Annotated in this window: 15 protein-coding genes and 1 tRNA gene; 11 read left to right on the forward strand and 5 right to left on the reverse strand. The window is 63.0% G+C overall.

The annotated features are described in order from the left end of the window. Nucleotides 1–22 precede the first annotated feature (22 nt). Together GC121_RS05535 and GC121_RS05540 are read left to right on the forward strand one after the other, a co-directional pair. Nucleotides 23–96 (forward strand) — tRNA-Gly (locus GC121_RS05535). Between the two features lie 126 nt (nucleotides 97–222). Beyond that, nucleotides 223–2,757: an ATP-binding protein gene (locus GC121_RS05540; protein WP_151973138.1), complete on the forward strand. Its 2,535-nt coding sequence runs from the start codon at nucleotides 223–225 to the stop codon at nucleotides 2,755–2,757. Here the strand turns inward: GC121_RS05540 and GC121_RS05545 are convergent. Continuing rightward, on the reverse strand, nucleotides 2,751–4,181 hold the full coding sequence (locus tag GC121_RS05545) for a WecB/TagA/CpsF family glycosyltransferase (RefSeq protein WP_234421123.1): 1,431 nt from the start codon (nucleotides 4,179–4,181) through the stop codon (nucleotides 2,751–2,753). The two genes, GC121_RS05540 and GC121_RS05545, sit on opposite strands and share 7 nt — an antisense overlap. 79 nt (nucleotides 4,182–4,260) lie before the next feature. Between GC121_RS05545 and GC121_RS15240 the strand changes: the two genes are divergently transcribed. The 5 genes from GC121_RS15240 to GC121_RS05565 are packed head-to-tail and all read left to right on the forward strand — an operon-like array spanning nucleotide 4,261 to nucleotide 8,736. Next, nucleotides 4,261–4,428, forward strand: coding sequence for a hypothetical protein (locus tag GC121_RS15240; RefSeq protein ID WP_199857764.1), 168 nt, complete (start codon nucleotides 4,261–4,263; stop codon nucleotides 4,426–4,428). 34 nt (nucleotides 4,429–4,462) lie between these two features. Then, complete coding sequence (locus tag GC121_RS05550; protein ID WP_234421124.1) at nucleotides 4,463–5,743, forward strand: oligosaccharide flippase family protein; 1,281 nt, start codon at nucleotides 4,463–4,465, stop codon at nucleotides 5,741–5,743. 2 nt (nucleotides 5,744–5,745) lie between these two features. Further along, nucleotides 5,746–6,669 (forward strand): glycosyltransferase family A protein, encoded by a 924-nt coding sequence (locus GC121_RS05555; RefSeq protein WP_151973139.1) that lies wholly within the window; start codon nucleotides 5,746–5,748, stop codon nucleotides 6,667–6,669. Nucleotides 6,670–6,691: 22 nt separating this feature from the next. Further along, nucleotides 6,692–7,687, forward strand: a complete 996-nt coding sequence (locus GC121_RS05560; RefSeq protein ID WP_234421125.1) for a glycosyltransferase family 2 protein — start codon at nucleotides 6,692–6,694, stop codon at nucleotides 7,685–7,687. Further along, nucleotides 7,684–8,736 (forward strand): glycosyltransferase family 4 protein, encoded by a 1,053-nt coding sequence (locus GC121_RS05565; RefSeq protein WP_151973140.1) that lies wholly within the window; start codon nucleotides 7,684–7,686, stop codon nucleotides 8,734–8,736. Before GC121_RS05560 ends, GC121_RS05565 begins: the two co-directional genes overlap by 4 nt. 103 nt (nucleotides 8,737–8,839) lie before the next feature. Here GC121_RS05565 and GC121_RS05570 read toward each other — a convergent pair whose 3' ends face one another. Genes GC121_RS05570 through GC121_RS05580 form a run of 3 tightly spaced genes read right to left on the reverse strand, consistent with a single transcriptional unit; the run spans nucleotide 8,840 to nucleotide 12,656 of the window. After that, nucleotides 8,840–10,117 carry an O-antigen ligase domain-containing protein gene (locus tag GC121_RS05570; RefSeq protein ID WP_151973141.1) on the reverse strand — a complete coding sequence of 426 codons (1,278 nt, stop codon included), beginning with the start codon at nucleotides 10,115–10,117 and terminating at the stop codon, nucleotides 8,840–8,842. Further along, nucleotides 10,072–11,478: a hypothetical protein gene (locus tag GC121_RS05575; protein ID WP_151973142.1), complete on the reverse strand. Its 1,407-nt coding sequence runs from the start codon at nucleotides 11,476–11,478 to the stop codon at nucleotides 10,072–10,074. Before GC121_RS05575 ends, GC121_RS05570 begins: the two co-directional genes overlap by 46 nt. Then, complete coding sequence (locus GC121_RS05580) at nucleotides 11,478–12,656, reverse strand: polysaccharide biosynthesis/export family protein (protein WP_151973143.1); 1,179 nt, start codon at nucleotides 12,654–12,656, stop codon at nucleotides 11,478–11,480. Before GC121_RS05580 ends, GC121_RS05575 begins: the two co-directional genes overlap by 1 nt. 259 nt (nucleotides 12,657–12,915) lie before the next feature. On the opposite strand from GC121_RS05580, the gene GC121_RS05585 reads away from it, so the two are divergent. Both GC121_RS05585 and GC121_RS05590 read left to right on the forward strand, forming a co-directional pair. Continuing rightward, on the forward strand, nucleotides 12,916–13,452 hold the full coding sequence (locus GC121_RS05585) for a heme NO-binding domain-containing protein (RefSeq protein WP_151973144.1): 537 nt from the start codon (nucleotides 12,916–12,918) through the stop codon (nucleotides 13,450–13,452). Further along, nucleotides 13,449–14,879 (forward strand): sigma-54 dependent transcriptional regulator, encoded by a 1,431-nt coding sequence (locus tag GC121_RS05590; protein ID WP_234421126.1) that lies wholly within the window; start codon nucleotides 13,449–13,451, stop codon nucleotides 14,877–14,879. Before GC121_RS05585 ends, GC121_RS05590 begins: the two co-directional genes overlap by 4 nt. Here the strand turns inward: GC121_RS05590 and panC are convergent. Then, on the reverse strand, nucleotides 14,876–15,727 hold the full coding sequence (gene panC / locus GC121_RS05595) for a pantoate--beta-alanine ligase (RefSeq protein ID WP_151973145.1): 852 nt from the start codon (nucleotides 15,725–15,727) through the stop codon (nucleotides 14,876–14,878). The genes GC121_RS05590 and panC overlap by 4 nt on opposite strands. A 67-nt stretch (nucleotides 15,728–15,794) precedes the next feature. Here panC and GC121_RS05600 point away from each other — a divergent pair, with 67 nt between their 5' ends. Both GC121_RS05600 and GC121_RS05605 read left to right on the forward strand, forming a co-directional pair. Then, on the forward strand, nucleotides 15,795–16,637 hold the full coding sequence (locus GC121_RS05600) for a division plane positioning ATPase MipZ (protein ID WP_151973146.1): 843 nt from the start codon (nucleotides 15,795–15,797) through the stop codon (nucleotides 16,635–16,637). Nucleotide 16,638: 1 nt separating this feature from the next. Next, the gene (locus tag GC121_RS05605) at nucleotides 16,639–16,923 is read left to right on the forward strand and encodes a J domain-containing protein (RefSeq protein WP_151973147.1); all 285 of its coding nucleotides are present in this window, start codon (nucleotides 16,639–16,641) and stop codon (nucleotides 16,921–16,923) included. The last annotated feature ends 21 nt before the right edge of the window (nucleotides 16,924–16,944 follow it).

The raw sequence follows: 16,944 nt of genomic DNA on the forward strand, positions 1-16,944 counted from the left end.
GCTTTTTCGGCACTGCCGAAGCGCGGGTATAGCATAGTGGTAATGCTCTAGCCTTCCAAGCTAGCTAGAGGGGTTCGATTCCCCTTACCCGCTCCACTTCTTTCTCCCATTCTCGCTGCACGCGCGCTATCCGGCCTTATCATAAATCCCGTGCGCCGGTGATTGAGCAAATTAGGATTTTGCCGCTAGGGTGGGCCTCCCAACCGCAAACCGTGGCCGCTGATGCAGAAAATACGCGAACAGCTTCGTGACATTCCGCCTGATCAGCAGGTGGAGATTTTACTGCGCCGGCTCGAGCGGTCGGAAAATGCGCGGCTTGCTGCGGAAAGCCTGCTCGAAAGCCGTGCGCGACAACTAGACCGCGCAAACCGCGATCTGCGCGCGCGCGAAGAGGATCTGCGCGAAAAGCTCGACATCAACATTCGGCAATTGCTCGCTGCGCAGCGCATGGCTGCAATTGCGACAGTCTATCGCGTACGCGGCGGAGAGGTCGCCTTCTCGCCCGAGTTCACAAGACTGATCGGTCTGCCCGAAGGCGCGAAGCCGAACTCCACGCATATTTCAGGAGTGGTGCACCCGCTCGACCAAAAACGATTCGATCATGCGCAGCGGGAATTTCTCGAAGGAGCGAAAACTGGCGAAGAAAAATCGTATGAGCACAGAATCATCCGGCAGAACGACGGCGAAACCCGCTGGCTGCGATGGTCAGTGAGACGCGACCTCGATGAAGCGGGGCAATTCGTCTCGCTTTCCGGCACGGTGCAGGACATTACCGAAACGCGGAGAACCACCCGGCGCGCACGAGCGCTAGGCTTGCTAGCAGAGCGGCGGGTCTACATGCTCGGCAGCCTTACCGCAGAGCTGGAAGCCGCCAATTTTGCACAGCAGGAAGCAAACACTTTCCTGCAGGCCGTGCTGGATGCTGTGCCGCAAGGCATTGCTGTATTTGACCGGGATCTCAAGCTGGCAGCGTGGAACGCCCCACTTGTCAGCCTGACCGAGATCGAACCCGAAACGCTCAAGGTCGGTATGGCGTTCAAGAGTCCGCCGCCTCTGAAACCAGGCGCCATACCCGTCCCCAATCCCGGCAAGGTCAAACGCGACGAGGCGGGCAATGTGGTGAGCGAAACCTATGAGCGCGAATTGTCCGACGGGCGGATCGTCAAAGTCGATGTGATTGGCCGCGATGATGGCAGCATGGTGCGCACCTATGCCGATGTGTCGCACTTCAAATCGGTCGAGGCCTCGCTCCGCAACCAACGCGAAGAGCTCTCCGACCGGGTTGACGAACTGATCTCGCTCTCCTTCGAATTGCGGCAGGCAAAGGGCGAGGCCGAACGCGCCAACCGTTCCAAGTCGCAATTCCTCGCAATGATGAGCCACGATATTCGCACACCGATGAACGGCGTGCTCGGCCTGCTCGATACGCTTGCCCTGAGCAAGCTTGACGCAGACCAGCGCCGCAAACTCGATCTCGCACGCGAATCTGGGCGGCAGCTCAATTTTCTGCTCAACGAGATCATCGAGATTGTCCGAGCCGAAAGCGGCAAAATCGACTTGCAGGCAGAGCCGGTGGACCTGGCGGCGACCTTGCAAGGCGTCGTCGAGTTCTGGGCGCAGGCCAATGCCAATCCGCAAATCGTGCTCGCGCTCGACGATACCGACAGCCTGCCGGCGCGCGTTCTGCTCGATCCGACGCGGTTCCGCCAATTGCTCGACAATTTCCTGTCAAACGCGCTCAAATATACCGAAGCGGGGCAGATCGGCGTGCGCGCTCTGGTTGCCGATGAGCACATCCGCGTCGAGGTGAGCGATACGGGGCGTGGTATATCGGCCGAAGACCAGAAACTGCTCTTCGCAGACTTCTCACGGCTGCGCGATATGGCTGCAACCACCGGTCAGAGCGCGGGTCTGGGCCTAGCCATTTGCAAACGTCTGGTTGCGGCAATGGACGGCGCAATCGGTGTCGAGAGCGCAGTCGGCAAAGGCAGCACATTCTGGTTTGCCGTTCCTTTGCAGGAGGCGGAGGCACCAGCGCAGGAGAGCGCAACGGCCGAACCTGCCGCGAGCCTGCCCGCACTTGGCCTGCATATCCTTGTCGCCGAAGATATCGAAACCAACCGCATCGTGCTTACCGCAATGCTCGATCAGCTTGGCTGCACATACCGCGTTGTTCCCGACGGCGCGCAGGCGCTTACTGCGGCGTCATCGGATACTTTCGATTGTGTACTGATGGATGTGAATATGCCCGAGATGGACGGGCGTGAGGCAACCTTGGCGATCCGCACTTTGCCCACCCGACATGGCAAAGTGCGCATCATCGGTGTCACCGCACACGTTCTGCCTGACACGCAGGAAGATTTGCTCGCCAGCGGCATGGACGCTCTGCTCCCCAAGCCCATCGCGCTTGATCGTCTGGCGCATATTCTGGCCGAGCCGCGCGACACTGCCGCGCCGTTGATCGACACCGACGCTACCGCCATGCTGTTTGCGGCACTCGCACCCGGACAGGCGCAAAGGATCCTCGCTCAGGCGATTGCCGATATTGAAGAACTTTCCGCAAGTTACCAATCTGCGCGCGCCACAGATGACGAAGAGGCTGCCAAGCGCGCCGCGCATAGTCTGAAAGGCGTTGCGGCGAATATCGGCGCGGCGGCATTGGCTGACCTGGTGGCTATGAAGCCCCTACCAGCCGGCGAAGACCTTTCAGCGCTTGCGGCGGAGACGGTACGCCGCCTCCGCCATCAGGATCAATAAGCGCCGCGTCCCGTCAGCACTGCCGGTATGGTGCGGGCGAGCAAGCTTACATCGCGCAAGGGGCCGTGGCGTTCGACATAGTCGATGTCCATTTCCACCTGCTCGGCAAAGGGAATCTCGGCGCGACCTGACACTTGCCAGACGCACGTGATCCCGGGCTTGGCGTCGAGCCGCTGCAACGCCCGGTCCCAATAGGCGGCGACTTCCTGCGGCAATGCGGGCCGCGGGCCGACCAGCGACATTTCCCCGCCCAGCACATTGAACAATTGCGGCAACTCATCCAGCGACGTGCGGCGCAGCATCGCGCCGATGCGGGTAATGCGCGGATCGCGGCGCATTTTGAAGCACACGCCATCGCGTTCGGAATGCGCTTCCAGCTCTTTGCGCACCCGTTCGGCATCGGTCACCATGCTGCGGAATTTCCACACGCGGAACGGTTTCCCGCCCGCGCCGATGCGCGTTTGCGAGAAGAAAACGGGTCCGCCATCCTCCAGCTTGATGGCCAGAGCGATGGCGGCGAAGACCGGTGCGAGGATCAGCAGACCCAGCAACACCGCCAGAAAATCGCCCGCGCGCTTTATAGCGGCCACGGGATTCCAGCCGCTGCGCTGTGTGAAAGCGTGCGCGGCGGCACGGGCCAAAAACACTGCATTGCCCAATACATAGCGCCGCGCGAGCCGCTTTGGCTCCTGCGCAAGGCGCCACACCCACTCGCAGCCCATCGCGCGGACATTTTCAGGCGCGCGGGGAATGCGGCCCGAATAATAGTCAAACAGGCCGCCCACGGCGAGCTGCACCGGCGTATCGAGGCTCGCCCCGTGATCGGCCAGCCAGCATTCCTGCAAAGGCACGCCGAAGCCGACAAACAGCATATCCGCACCGCTCGCATTGATGTCGCGCAGCACACGCGCGGTATCGTGCCGCTCGAAATAGCCATGTTGCGCGCCGACGATCTGCAAGCCCGGAAAGCGGCGGATCATGTTCAGACCGGCCTTTGTGGCGACGCCAGGTACCCCGCCGAGCAGATAGAGCTTGGCACCCTTGCGCGCGGCCTGCTCGCAGATCAGCGGGAAGAGATCAGTGCCGTTGAGATTCTCGCCGAAATCGGTTCCTGCCATCCGAGCTGCTGCGCGCAGGCCCGAGCCATCGGGAAGCAGCAGATCGGCGCCGCCCAGAGCGCGGCGATAGGCGCGGTCATTGGCTGCGGTGTTGATGCAATGCGCATTGATAAAGGCCACCTGCGTGCGGCGCGCATGGATTGCCCGGCCAACCAGTTCCTCAGCCATATCCCGCCGGCTTGCTTTGACGATATCGAGCCCGAACAGGCGCGTCGTGGCAATGCGCATCGGCTCCCACGCGGGAAGGGCGCGCACGGACTTGGACATGAAGTCATGGGCGATGGCGGGATTGAAAGACTGGTACATGGCACATTCTCCAAAATTCTGGAGAGATCATTGGCATTTTGCGTGCCAGATTCAGAAAACAGCTTGTTATCAATGATGTATGGCCAGTGAAGAAAAAGCGGTGAAGGCCGAATTGGGCCAGATTCGCATTTTGCAAAGCGGATTGCGCCGAATTGCGTTGCAAAATGCGAATCTCTGCGCTCCATCCGGCGCGCCTCTCCTTTTCATCTTGTTTTTACACGATAAAATGATTTGGCACGGTCTTTGAATTGTGGTGGGCACCGCAAAACAGGAATACTCCCGTGCCCATCATTTCCCACCTCGAGAGCCTGATCCCCGCTGGCCTGCGACCGGTTGTCGCTGGGCTGGCGGCTTATGGCGTGGCGGAGGTTGGCACGCGGCTTCTGCGCATCCTTGCCATCATCGTCATCGCCCGCCAGATCGCGCCCGAGCAGATTGGCGTGGCGGCGCTGGCCATCGCACTGTTCGAACTGGTGCGGGTGCTGGCGAATAGCGGCATCGGCCTGCGCATCATTGCCGCTAGTGACGCGGAGCTGCCCGCGATCTGCAACGCTGCGCGGCGATTGTTCGTGCTGTGGTGCGCCGCGGTGGCTCTGATCCAGCTCGCGGTCGCCGCCCTGCTTTTCGCCGTGTTCGGTATGGCAGAGATTGCCGCGATGCTCGTCGTGATGAGCGGCGTCTATGCCTTCATGCCGCCCGGCCTGGTACAGGTATTCCTGCTGATGCGCGAAGGGCGCATGGCTGCCACTGCGCGGATTGCCGCGAGCCAGACCGCGGCAGACCATGTGTTGTCGATCATCCTTGCGCTGTTTTGGCCGAGCGCATGGGCAATCGTCCTCCCCAAATTGCTCACCACGCCGCTCTGGCTGGTCCTGGTACGCCGCGCGCGCCACTGGTCGCCCGTGCCCGGTGTAGCGCCCGCGCCCTTCGCCGAATTTCGCACATTCAGCCTCGGCGTATTGGGCAGCGAAATCCTTGTTGCCGCGCGTACGCAGCTCGACAAGGTCATTATCGGCGCATTGCTGGGGACCGAGGCGCTGGGCCTGTATTTCTTCGCGTTCAACGCCGGGCTTGGCATCACCACCAGCTTCATTGCCGCGCTCGGCATTGTCCTTTTCCCGCATCTGTGTGCCGCAAGTGGCCAGCGCGAGCGGCGCAATCGGCTGTTGCAGGCAGGTGCGCTTTCGCTTGCAATCTTTGTCCCTGTGATTGCGGCGCAGATGCTGTTTGCCGACTGGTATGTTCCGCTGCTGTTCGGTGCGCAATGGACGACAATGGCACCCTTGGCGGCCATCCTCTGTCTTGGCGGCGTTCCGGCGATTTTCGGCAGCCTGCTGACCGCGTGGTTGCGTGCCAATGGCAAACCGCAACACGATGCCGCTGTCTCGCTGGTGGTGAGCTTTGCCGCACTCGCCAGCCTTACTGCAGGCGCCGGTTTCGGCCTCGAAGCGGCTGCCTGGTCATTCGTTGCCGCGCTCTGGCTTACCCAGATTCCCGCTGCCCTCGCGTTCGTCAGAATGCGCGAACCTGCCTCCCCTGATGCTGCCTTGAAAGGAGCATGATCATGTCCAACCCAGCCTATTCCATCATTGTGCCGGTCTACAATGCTTCGGCCACAATTGCCGACACGATCGCATCGATCTGCGCGCAGAGCTGTGACGATTTCGAGCTCATCCTTGTCGACGACGGATCGAGCGATGACAGCCTTCTCCTCATGTTGCGCGAAGCCGGGCGTGATGAGCGTATCCGGCTGGTCAGCCAGCACAATGCGGGCGTTTCCGCCGCGCGCAATCGCGGTGTCGAGCTGGCCCGCGGATGGCTGATTGCCTTCTGCGATGCCGACGATCTGTGGCACGAGGACAAGCTCGCCGCGCACCTGGCGATGCACGATACCGACCCTGCATTGGATGCCAGCTTTGCGCAGATCGCGTTTGTCGATCCGAACGCTTCCGGACGCATGCAAACGCTTTCCACCGTGCCCTCAGGCGCTTTGACGCTGGCGCAGATTATCGGAGAGAACCCGGTGTGCACCACGTCCAATCTGGTGGTCACCCGCGCGGCCTTAGAACGGTTTGGCGGCTTCGATCCGGCGATGCGCCACGCCGAGGACCAGGAATGGCTCGCCCGCGCCATCGGGCAGGGTGCGCTGATCGAAGGGCTCGGTGCGCTGCTGGTTGCCTATCGGCTTTCGCCCAGCGGGCTCTCGGTCAATCTCGATGCCATGTATGATGGCTGGCGCACGCTGGTGTCGCGCCATGCCGCGCATCTGGATGTGAGCGGAGCCGAGGCGCTGTTTTGCCGCTATCTCGCCCGCCGCGCCTTGCGCAGCGGTAATGCGCCTGCCGAGGCGCGCGGCTTTGCCATGCGCGGCCTTGCCATCAACCACCAAGCTTTCCTGTCCGATTTGCGACGCGCGATCCCGACCCTGCTCGGCGCGCTCACCGCCCCTGCCATCCCCGTCAGCCTGCGCCAGCGGCTATTCGCCTAAGTCTTTCCTGAGGAGAAACCCAATGCATACATCCAGCCTCATTTCGGTTGTCATGCCTGTCTACAATGTCGCCCCTTATGTCGGCGAAGCGATCCGTTCTGTGCTTGCGCAGACGCATGAGCATTTCGAGCTGATCATTGTCGATGATGGCGGGACCGATGGCAGTATGGAAATCGTGCGCGGCTTTGCCGACGAGCGTATCCGGATCATCAGCCAGCTCAATCGCGGCCTTGCCGGTGCGCGCAATACCGGCATTGCCTATGCACGTGGCCCCTATATCGCACTGCTCGATTCGGATGACCGCTGGCACCCTGACAAGCTCACTCTGCACGCGATCCACTTGCGCAAGAACCCGCATATCGATGTGAGCTATTCGGGCTCTCGCCTGATCGATGCCGATGGCGGACCGCTCGCCGTGGCCATGCGACCGCGCCTTGGCGGGGTGACCGCCGCGCATATTCTGAAGCGTAATCCGGTGGGCAATGGCTCTGCGCCGGTGATCCGCCGCACCGCGCTCGATCTCGCCGTTTTCCCGCATCCAGACGAGCCCGATCGTGCCTGCTGGTTCGATGAGAGCTTCCGTCAGTCGGAAGATATCGAGATGTGGTTGCGAATGGCCGCAAAGCACGGCTGCCAGTTCGAAGGTATTGACGGGCTGCTGACCGAATATCGCATTATCGGCGGCGGGCTGTCGGCCAATATCGTGCGCCAGTATGAAAGCTGGCAGCGCGCTATCGACAAGGCAGAGGCCTATGCTCCCGTGCTGCTGCAGCGGCACCGGGCAGCAGCGGAAGCCTATCAGCTGCGTTATCTCGCGCGGCGGGCAATCCAGCTGGGCGATTATGCCTTCGCCCGCTCGCTCACCGTACAGGCTTTGCGCCGCTATCCGCTGATGCTGCTGCAGGAGCCGCGCAAATCGCTGGTTACTGCCGCCGCCGCAATTGCCAGCGCCATATTGCCGGCACCCATGCTCGGCCAGATCGCCCGGCGCCAGTTGGGCAAGGCAGGTGTGGCATGAAGCCCTTGCGCTGCATCCATCTCAACACCGATTTCGCCCTGGGCGGGGTCACCAAGTCGCTTGGCCTGTTCGAACATCCCATATTGCAGATCCACGCCAAAAGCCGTGTCGTGCCCGTCAATATGGCGGTGGTTCCCGCGCCCAAGCTCGATGCCGATGTCGTCATCAACCACGCGACACCCAATTGGGCCTCCTTGCCCTTCGTGTGCCTTCTCCGCCTGCGCAACAGGGCAAGCTGGATGGTGCATATCGAGCATTCCTACACTCGCGCCTGGGAAGCGGCGAATGTGGCCGAGAAAGGCCGGTTCCGCACCATGCTCAAACTGGCCTATGCCAATTTTGACGAGATCGTCGCGGTTTCGGTGGCGCAGCGCGACTGGATGGTGGAAGCGGGCGTGGCGCTCGCGAACAAAATCCGTGTGATCCACCCGTGGAGCGGCGGTGACGCGCTTGCCAGCGTACCGCCGCCCGAATTCTGCCCGCACCGCCCGCTGCGTCTCGGCGCGATGGGACGGTTCGATCCGGCGAAGGGCTTCGACACGCTGATCCGCGCCATGCAATTGCTCTCACCCATGGATGCAGAGTTGGTTATCGGCGGCTTCGGCCCCGGCCAGGCAGAATTGCATCATCTGGCGCGCGGCTGCTCGCATATCCGCTTTGCCGGACGCATTACCGACTCGGCGGACTTCTACGCACAATGCGACGCGATCATCGTGCCCTCGCGTTATGAAGCTTTCGGCCTTGTCGCGGCCGAGGCAAAGCAGGCCGGCCGTCCGGTGCTCGTCGCCGATACCGACGGCTTGCCCGAACAGGTTGAAGGTTGCGGACTGGTGGCCGATTGCTCCGATCCGGCAAAGCTGGCCGAGGCGATTGCCCGCTTCACCACCGCCCCACTCGAGCACATGGGCAAGGCAGCGCGCCGATCCATGGCAGGCGCTCAGGCCGAGCGGCTGAAAGGTTGGGCGCAGCTGTTCAGCGATGCCCGCGCCAAACTTGCCGCCGGGCCAACACCTCCTTCCGAAGCCGAGTTCGACGAACGCCTCGCGTGATCCCTGCGACCCTTCGGGCGCAAGCAGGGCGGGCCCCGGACTGCTAATAAGGCAGCCGGGCCCTTCTTGTATGCGCATGAAAGGCGCTGCGGGGGGGCGGTCGTCAGGCGCTGCGCTGCAGAACAGCGTGCCGGGCAGCGATGCCGATCAGCACCAGCGCGGGCCAATAGAGATAGGCGAGCATCTCCAAATTCTCGCCAAAGCTGTAGAGCAGCATCACAAGCACCATCGCAAAGCCGAGGCGGCCCATGGGCTGCACCAGCGAAAGGCGCGCCGTGCTAAGCGCGGCAACCGCCAGCGGGATCGCCAAAGCGAGCAACCCGGTGATGCCTTTGACAAACACCAGGCCATACCAGCTGTGATGGCTGCCGATGGGCATATATTCGACGATATGCGGCCCGGCCTCGACAATGCCGTGGCCAAACCACGGAGCTTCATTCTGCCACCGCTCGATGGCGATGCGCCCCAGCGTCGCACGCACGCGGCTGCTATCGGCGCGGGCGCTGGAAAAGTCACTCGCGAGCTGGCTCGCCATGTCGATCAGCATGGGGGCGAGCAAAGCGAAAGCCAGCACCGCAGGCGCCGCCGCCCACCAGATCCACGCCTTGCCGAGCCGCGAGACGCCAAAGGCAAAGGGCCAGATTACCAGCAACGCCACCAGCGCAAGGCGCGATTGCGAAAGGAGCGCAATGGCCAGGGCCGCCGCCAGTCCGCAGAACTTCCAGCCGCGATGCTTCTCCTCCGCCGCACAGATCGCATAGACCACCGCGACCAATCCCGCCGCAGGAGACCATGGCGCGAAGAACTGCCAGCGCGGCGTGCCCGCGCCCGGCTCGATCGTGTAAAGCGTGACCGCAAAATATTCCGGCCCGCTGCCGCCGATGACTTTGAGCGGCGACACCCACAGCGTCTCGGGAAGGCCGATATAGGGCGCCGCTATGAAGAGCGGGATCAGCACCAGCGTCTGCGCGCCCAGTTTGCACACGGCGCGGTAAATCACTTCGGCGCGGACATTGAGCACGGCTGCGGCAAAAGGGAAGAGCGCAATCAGCGCCCAGCCCTTGGCCCAGCCGACTGAAGACTTGATAGTCTGCCCCACGCCAAAGCCATTGGTGGCATGGCCCACCAGCAGGATAATCTGCATCGCGCCCATGCCGATCAGGAATGCCCAGATGACAGGGCCGAGCGGTGCCGGGCGCTGCTCGGCTGGCAGGTAAGGCGCGGCATAGAGTTTCCACGCCGCCAGCGCCGCCAGAATCCAGCCGAGCGCGGGGCCTGCAATATACAGGCCCCCCGTCAGCCACAGCAGCCATGTGCTGCCGATGGCGAGTGCGATCAGCCTTTCGGCAGCAGCGTGGCAAGGATCGGTTGGCGCAGCCATGCAAGGGCAAATCCCACAAGGACGATAAGGCTCGCGGTGATGGCACCGGCAAGGGCTATCAGCAACGAAGGCGAAGAAGGGCGGTCGGGCAGTGAAGGCGCTTCGAATGTCTGCACCAGAGGATAGGAGGCGAAGGGATCGGCCTTGTTGGTATCCAGGCGAGCCAATGCGGAAGAAAAGACCGCCTCTGCGACGCGGTGTTCGCGCAGCAGATCGGCCAGCTCGCCCGCTTGTTCGGCCAGCGCGCCGCTGTTGCTGCCTTGCTGACCGATCTGGCGGCGGATTTCGGCGAGCATGGCCTGCGAACCGGCATTCATGCCTTCCGCTGCAATGAGTGCCTCGAACATCCGCTCGCGCCCGTCGGTTACCGAAATATCTGCAAATCCCAGCAGCGCGCGTTCGGACAACCCACTGACTTCGCTGCCACGGGCGACGATTTCGCGGCGCAGGCTGGAACGCTCGGCTTCCAGTTGCTCGCGCGTAGCATGTGCCTCGCCCAGCGTGCCCGCCGCTTCGGTCGCTTCGGTGTTCACATCGGCATAGCGATCAAGCAGCGACTGGAACACCGGATCGGCTTTCAGCCGCAAGGCGCGGCGGACATTGGCGGGCGAGATATCGAGCACCGATGACAGCCGCGAGCGGACCGCCGCATCGCGTGCGCCGCCAGCGCGGGCATCGCGTTCGCGGGCGCGCAGATCGTCAATCGTGCCAAGGCGGGCGTTGAATTGTTCCAGACTGGCAAGCCCGGTGCGGCCCTGGAATTCGAGCAGCGCGGCCTGCGTTTCGGCAACTTTGGCTTCCAGCTCGACCAGCCGTTCCGCATCGGCGGACTCGCGCGCGGTTGCTTCGTCTTCGCGCAATTCATCCAGCGTGGCGAGAAAGGCGCTGCGCAAGGCCTCGCCGCGCGCCTGCGCGTGCTCTGGGCTGTCACCGGTCATGGTGATCTCGATCAGATTGGTTTGGTCGACCAGCGTGATGCTCGGCTCGGGGAAATCGCCCGGCTCTTCGCCAAGCGCGGCAGCCGCGCGCGACAGCGTCGATTGCGCCATCAGTAGCCGCTTGTAATTCTCGGTCGGGCTCAGCGTAGTGCTCGAGAAAGCGGAAGAGGTGACGGTCGTCGCTTGACCCACATCGTTGAGATTGAGCGATCCGCCCACGCCCGATCCGGGCAGGATCAGCGCGGTCTCACTGGCATAGCGGGTCGGCGCGAAGGCGAGAAAGGCGCCGGTCACGCCCCAGATCAGCAGCAGCGCTGGAGCAATCGCCAGCACATAGCGGCGGTAGCGGCCAAGCGGCGGCAGTCCGTCGCGGATAAGCCACCACAGGCGTACAATGCGGCGCGGGGGAAGCGACTGTTCCATCAGTTCGCCACCGTGTCTTGCAGAAGGATGGCAGGCGTCAGCGCGCCAGCCGCGCCGGTCACCATGCCGATGGCATCGGACAGGTTCATCCAGCGGCTGTCATAACAAGCCAGTGCATCGCCCGGCATCAGATAGGGGTCAAAGGCGTCGCGATTGGCGTGGCGCACCAGTTCTTCGACTTCGCGCTCGACCACCACGGATTGGCCGGACATCGGGTTGCGGCTGATCAACACTGCGCGGCGGCCCGAATTCATTGCCGAACCGCCCACGCAATTCATCGCCACCAGCCCCTGCAGGAAGCGCGTGCCATAAGGCAGGCTGCCCGTCCGCTCGCCAATCGCCGCGCCGGCATTGTTGTTGGCGGGGCGGGTGAGGTTGGACATATGCACGCGGATCCCCGGTTGGGTGACGAGCGAGGGGCGCACGAGATAAGGATCGAAGCATCCGGTGGAAGGGACGATCAGCCGGTCACCCGGTGCCAGCAGCACATCGCCAGTGGCAGTGCCGTCATGGCTGGGGCGCAGATCGATCACCATCATCCGGTCTTGGCGGACCAGCCCGATCTGCTGGATATTGGCATCGGGGCGCACGCCACCCGCCGCGCGCAAGGCCGTGGTGACGCTGCGCGCGGCATTGGCATCGCCATTGGCAGCCCCTTCGCTCTGGCCGACACGGTCTTCGGGCGCGCGGTCACCGGTGCGCACTGTGCCGGGGTTGAACACCGCCCCGCTCACCGCAACCGAAACGCCGGTGCTTTCCAGCACCGAGAACCGCACGGCATTGGTGAGCGGCTGGACGAGGCGCTGCGCGACGAGCATTTGCCGCAATTGCGCTTCGACATCGGCTTGCGACAGGCCAGCCGCGCCAATGCGGCCGAGCGAAGGCAGGCGAAGATGCCCGTCATCGCCGATCACATAGGTGCCGCTGATCCGGTCAGCATCGCCCAGCACCTCAATCCGCACGCGGTCGCCGGGCGCAAGCAGCAGGCCGACCGGCGCGGACAAATGCGCAGTCGGGATATCGGGCAGAGCAGTGGGCGCACGCGAACACGCACCGGGGGTTGCGGCATATTGCTGTTCGGGCATCCAGGCTGCACCGGCATAATTGACCGGCTGATGGCCTGCAGCGCAGCCGCCCAGCAAGGCAGCGGCAGACAGGGTGAGCAATGTGCAACGCATTTGGCATCTCCAATTTGAGTTGCCCCTCACGTTTCAAGCATCGTGCCAATTGCGCGCGCCCTGCAAAATGCACCCCGCACCGCACGCATTCTTGCATTTCGCAACGATTTCTTTGCATCATGCAAATATGTCTTCGCAAAATGCGTTGCTGTGTGGTGGCAGGCATTGCGTTTTGCAATGTCCTAACCGTAAGTGGCTTTGGCACGGTCCGTGCTTGCAATGTGCAAAGCCCGCAGGGCGCAAAGCGGAGAATGCCGGAATGAAAGGTGTCATCTTCACCGAACTGGTGGGATTTATGGAGGAGATCGCAGGCGTGGTCTTTGCCGATCAGGTACTGATGGAGGCGGACTTGCCGCATGGCGGCGCCTACAGCGCGGTCGGATCCTACCCCTCTGCCGAAGCGCTCAGCCTCGTTACTATCGCGTCAGAGAAGTCGGGCATTCCGGCTGGCGAGTTGTGCGACCAATATGGCCGCTACCTTTTTGACCGCTTTAACGTGCTGTTTCCCGACATCATGAAGCTGTACGCGACGGTCGATGCGCTGCTCGATCATGTGGGGCCGCATATCCACGAAGAAGTGCGCGTTCTCTATCCCGGCGCGCAGCCGCCCAGCGTCACGACGCAGCATGATGGCGATGTGATGACGGTCACCTACGAATCGCATCGCCCCATGGCGCATATCGCGCATGGCCTGATCGCGCGTAGCATCGAACATTACGGTGATCCGCGCAGGCTGGAATGGGAAGCCAATGACGAGGGCACCCGCGCCACATTTACCTTGCGGCACCCTGCATGAGCATGTCCGCCGCCCGCATTCTGATTATCGAGGACTCGCCTTCGATCGCGCAAACCTATGCCGCGATTCTGGAAGGAGCAGGCCATTCGGTGACGTTGGCGGAAACCGGCGCGGATGGCGATGCAGCGATGGCCGATGCGGTCAAACCGTTCGATATCCTGCTGCTCGACCTGCAATTGCCCGATTATGACGGGCTCGAATGGCTCGAAGCGCGCCCCGCGATTGCCAGCCAGTCGGCGGTGATTGTCATTACCGGTGATGGTTCGATCAACCGCGCAATCAATGCCATGCGGCTGGGTGCCTATGACTTCCTCGTGAAACCGGTCGCTCCGCCGCGCCTGCTCACCACGGTGCGCAATGCCTATGAGCGGCAGGATCTGGCGCAGAAGGCGGAAACCGCGCAGAAGCTGGCCGGACGCGAGAGCTTTCAGGGCTTTATCGGCAAGTCAGCACCGATGCAGGCGGTCTACCGCGAGATCGAGAATGTCGCCGCTTCCAAGGCGACGGTGTTCATCACCGGCGAAAGCGGCACGGGCAAGGAAGTCGCCGCCGAAGCGATCCACAAGGCTGGCGGGCGTGCGGGCAAGCGGTTTGTGGCGATCAATTGCGGCGCGATTCCGGAAAACCTGCTCGAATCCGAATTGTTCGGCCATATGAAAGGCAGCTTCACCGGCGCGATTGCCGACCGCAAGGGCGCCGCGCGCGAGGCCGATGGCGGAACGCTGTTTCTCGACGAGATTTGCGAGATGGATTTGGCCTTGCAGGTCAAGCTGCTGCGCTTCCTGCAATCCGGCATGGTGCAGCCGGTCGGCTCGAGCCGGCCCGAAGCGGTGGATGTGCGGGTAATCTGCGCGACTAATCGCGACCCCGCGCGCGAAGTGGCCGAAGGGCGTTTCCGCGAAGACCTGTTTTACCGGCTCAACGTCATTCCGCTCGATTTGCCTCCGCTGCGCCAGCGGCCGGGCGATGTCGGGCTTATTGCACAGGCATTTCTCGAACGCTTTGCCAATGAAGAAGGCAAGAGCTTCGATCCGCTTTCGCCCGAACTGCTGCAGGAGCTCGATGCGAGGCGCTGGCCGGGCAATGTGCGTGAGCTGCAAAACACGATGCGCCGCGTGGTGGTGATGACTCCCGGTCCGCTACTTTCGGCGAGCGACTTCCCCACCGAGCGCGTGGTTATTGCGGGCGAAGCGGTGGGCAATGCCTTTGCCTCTGCCGCGTCGCCCATCCCCTCGCCTGCCGCGCAGCAGGCTGCCGATGGCTTCGGCGTGCCGATGACGCTGGCAGAAATCGAGCGGCGCACGGTCGAAGCTGCGATAGCCCGCGCGGGCGGCAGCGTCCCCAAAGCCGCGCGCGAACTCGATGTCAGCCCCTCGACGATTTACCGGATGCAGGCGCGCTGGGAAAAGGCGGATGGGTTGAGTTAGGTGACTGCTACGTTGTCTATAAGGCGTGTCCCGCCGATCCTTGCTGCTGCGAACAATCGCGCTTTGCCATTGTCCGAGGCCAGCAGTTCGAGCGAATCCGCATCGCGCAGGTCGAAATAGTCGACGCTGGCAAAGCCATTGCCGAGCAGCACCGCTTCCGCCGCCGCGCGGATTTCCGCCCAGGCCTTGCCTTCGCCAAGCATAGCCTTCGCCGTCGCCAGACTTTCGGGAATGGCCCGCGCCTGCTCCCTTTGGGCGGGAGACAAATACACATTGCGGCTGCTCATCGCCAAGCCGTCCGCCTCGCGCACCGTGGGAACGCCGTGGATCGCCTCCACACGTGGTAGCACCAGATCCAGATCGCGCGCCATCCGGCGGATCACCGCGAGCTGTTGCCAGTCCTTCTCGCCGAAAAACGCCATGTCAGGCCGCACCTGGTTGAACAGCTTGCACACCACTGTGGCCACGCCGTCGAAATGGCCGGGGCGGTTGCCACCGCAAAGCCCACCAGACACGCCCGCGACGCTGATATTGGTCGCATAGCCTTGCGGATACATCGCCTCCACCGTTGGCGCCCAGAGCAGCGCCACGCCCTCTGCTGCTAGCTTGGCCGAATCCTCGGCCATTTGGCGCGGATAGGCGTCCAGATCCTCGTTCGGGCCGAATTGCCGCGGATTGACGAAGATCGACGCGATGACATGGTCGGCGTGCTTCGCCGCCTCGTGCATCAACGTCAGATGCCCTTCGTGCAAAGCGCCCATCGTCGGGACAAGTGCGAGTGTCGCGCCGCCGCCGCGCAGTTCATCCACAGCCAAACGCAGGTCGGCAAGGGTCGTAACGGTTTCCAAGAGTCCACGCCTCCGATAGTATGCCCGGCATAGCTAACGCGCGATCAACCACAGAGAAAGCCCGCATATGAGCCATCCGCACCGGATCGTCTTCGCCAACGAGAAAGGCGGCACGGGCAAATCGACCACCGCCGTGCACGTGGCTGTGGCGCTGGCGTTCCAGGGCGCGAAAGTCGCGGCGCTCGATCTCGACACGCGGCAGGCGACCTTCTTCCGCTATTGCGAAAACCGCGTCGCCACACAGGAACGGCGAGGCATCACGCTGGCTGGCCCGGTGTTCGACAAATGTCGCGGCGACACCGTCGAAGCGCTGGAGGAAGAGGCGGCGCGGATCAGCGAAGGCGCGGATTTCCTGCTGTTCGATACGCCGGGGCGCGACGATCCCTTCGCCCGCCATGTAGCGGCGAGTGCCGACACGCTGGTGACGCCGATGAATGACAGCTTCGTCGATTTCGATCTGATCGGGCAAGTCGATGCTGAGACGTTCAACGTCCGCAAGCTCTCCTTCTATGCCGAGCTGATCTGGGAAGCGCGGATCAAGCGCAGCCGCGCGCAACTCGCCGAGAACAAGCGCGAGATGGATTGGGTGGTGGTGCGCAACCGCACCGGCTTTACCGATGCCCGCAACCAGCGGCGCATCGATCAGGCGCTGGGCGAACTGTCCAAGCGCGTCGGCTTTCGCGCCGTGCAGGGCCTGTCAGAGCGCGTCGTTTATCGCGAGCTGTTCCCGAGCGGGCTGACCCTGCTCGACAAGGGGCAATTGGGCGAGCTCGGCACCAGCCATCTCGTCGCGCGGCAGGAACTGCGCAATCTGGTGCAGCATCTGCGCCTGCCCGTGCCGCCGCGCCCCGAAGCCGAGGTCAAGCCCGCCGAGCTGCTGCCGACCCGGCAGCCCAAAGTGCTCGCCTGAAATGCTCAAATTCGCTGTCATCGCCGCCGCCCTCCTGCTGCTCTTCCGCTGGACAATGGGCCGCTGGCCGTGGGAGCCGAAAATCTCCACCCGCAACCAGGCGCTGTTCCGCGCGCGCCGTTTGTTGGGAGTGGAAGCGAATGCCAGCCGTGCTGACATAATCGCGGCACACAAGCGGCTTATCGCCATGGTTCACCCCGATCGCGGCGGCTCCAGCGATCAAGTCCACGAAGCGAACGCCGCACGCGATCTGTTGCTCGACGAGTTGCCCCGCGAAGTGCGCTAAGCTACCGCAGGGCCAACGAAA

Source organism: Erythrobacter sp. EC-HK427 (assembly GCF_902498745.1).
GTDB lineage: Bacteria > Pseudomonadota > Alphaproteobacteria > Sphingomonadales > Sphingomonadaceae > Alteraurantiacibacter.

Coding starts and splice junctions, on each gene's coding strand:
- GC121_RS05540 (WP_151973138.1), top strand. CDS start 223: ATGCAGAAAATACGCGAACAGCTTCGTGACATTCCGCCTGATCAGCAG.
- GC121_RS05545 (WP_234421123.1), bottom strand. CDS start 4,181: ATGTACCAGTCTTTCAATCCCGCCATCGCCCATGACTTCATGTCCAAG.
- GC121_RS15240 (WP_199857764.1), top strand. CDS start 4,261: ATGGCCAGTGAAGAAAAAGCGGTGAAGGCCGAATTGGGCCAGATTCGC.
- GC121_RS05555 (WP_151973139.1), top strand. CDS start 5,746: ATGTCCAACCCAGCCTATTCCATCATTGTGCCGGTCTACAATGCTTCG.
- GC121_RS05560 (WP_234421125.1), top strand. CDS start 6,692: ATGCATACATCCAGCCTCATTTCGGTTGTCATGCCTGTCTACAATGTC.
- GC121_RS05565 (WP_151973140.1), top strand. CDS start 7,684: ATGAAGCCCTTGCGCTGCATCCATCTCAACACCGATTTCGCCCTGGGC.
- GC121_RS05570 (WP_151973141.1), bottom strand. CDS start 10,117: ATGGCTGCGCCAACCGATCCTTGCCACGCTGCTGCCGAAAGGCTGATC.
- GC121_RS05575 (WP_151973142.1), bottom strand. CDS start 11,478: ATGGAACAGTCGCTTCCCCCGCGCCGCATTGTACGCCTGTGGTGGCTT.
- GC121_RS05580 (WP_151973143.1), bottom strand. CDS start 12,656: ATGCGTTGCACATTGCTCACCCTGTCTGCCGCTGCCTTGCTGGGCGGC.
- GC121_RS05585 (WP_151973144.1), top strand. CDS start 12,916: ATGAAAGGTGTCATCTTCACCGAACTGGTGGGATTTATGGAGGAGATC.
- GC121_RS05590 (WP_234421126.1), top strand. CDS start 13,449: ATGAGCATGTCCGCCGCCCGCATTCTGATTATCGAGGACTCGCCTTCG.
- GC121_RS05600 (WP_151973146.1), top strand. CDS start 15,795: ATGAGCCATCCGCACCGGATCGTCTTCGCCAACGAGAAAGGCGGCACG.
- GC121_RS05605 (WP_151973147.1), top strand. CDS start 16,639: ATGCTCAAATTCGCTGTCATCGCCGCCGCCCTCCTGCTGCTCTTCCGC.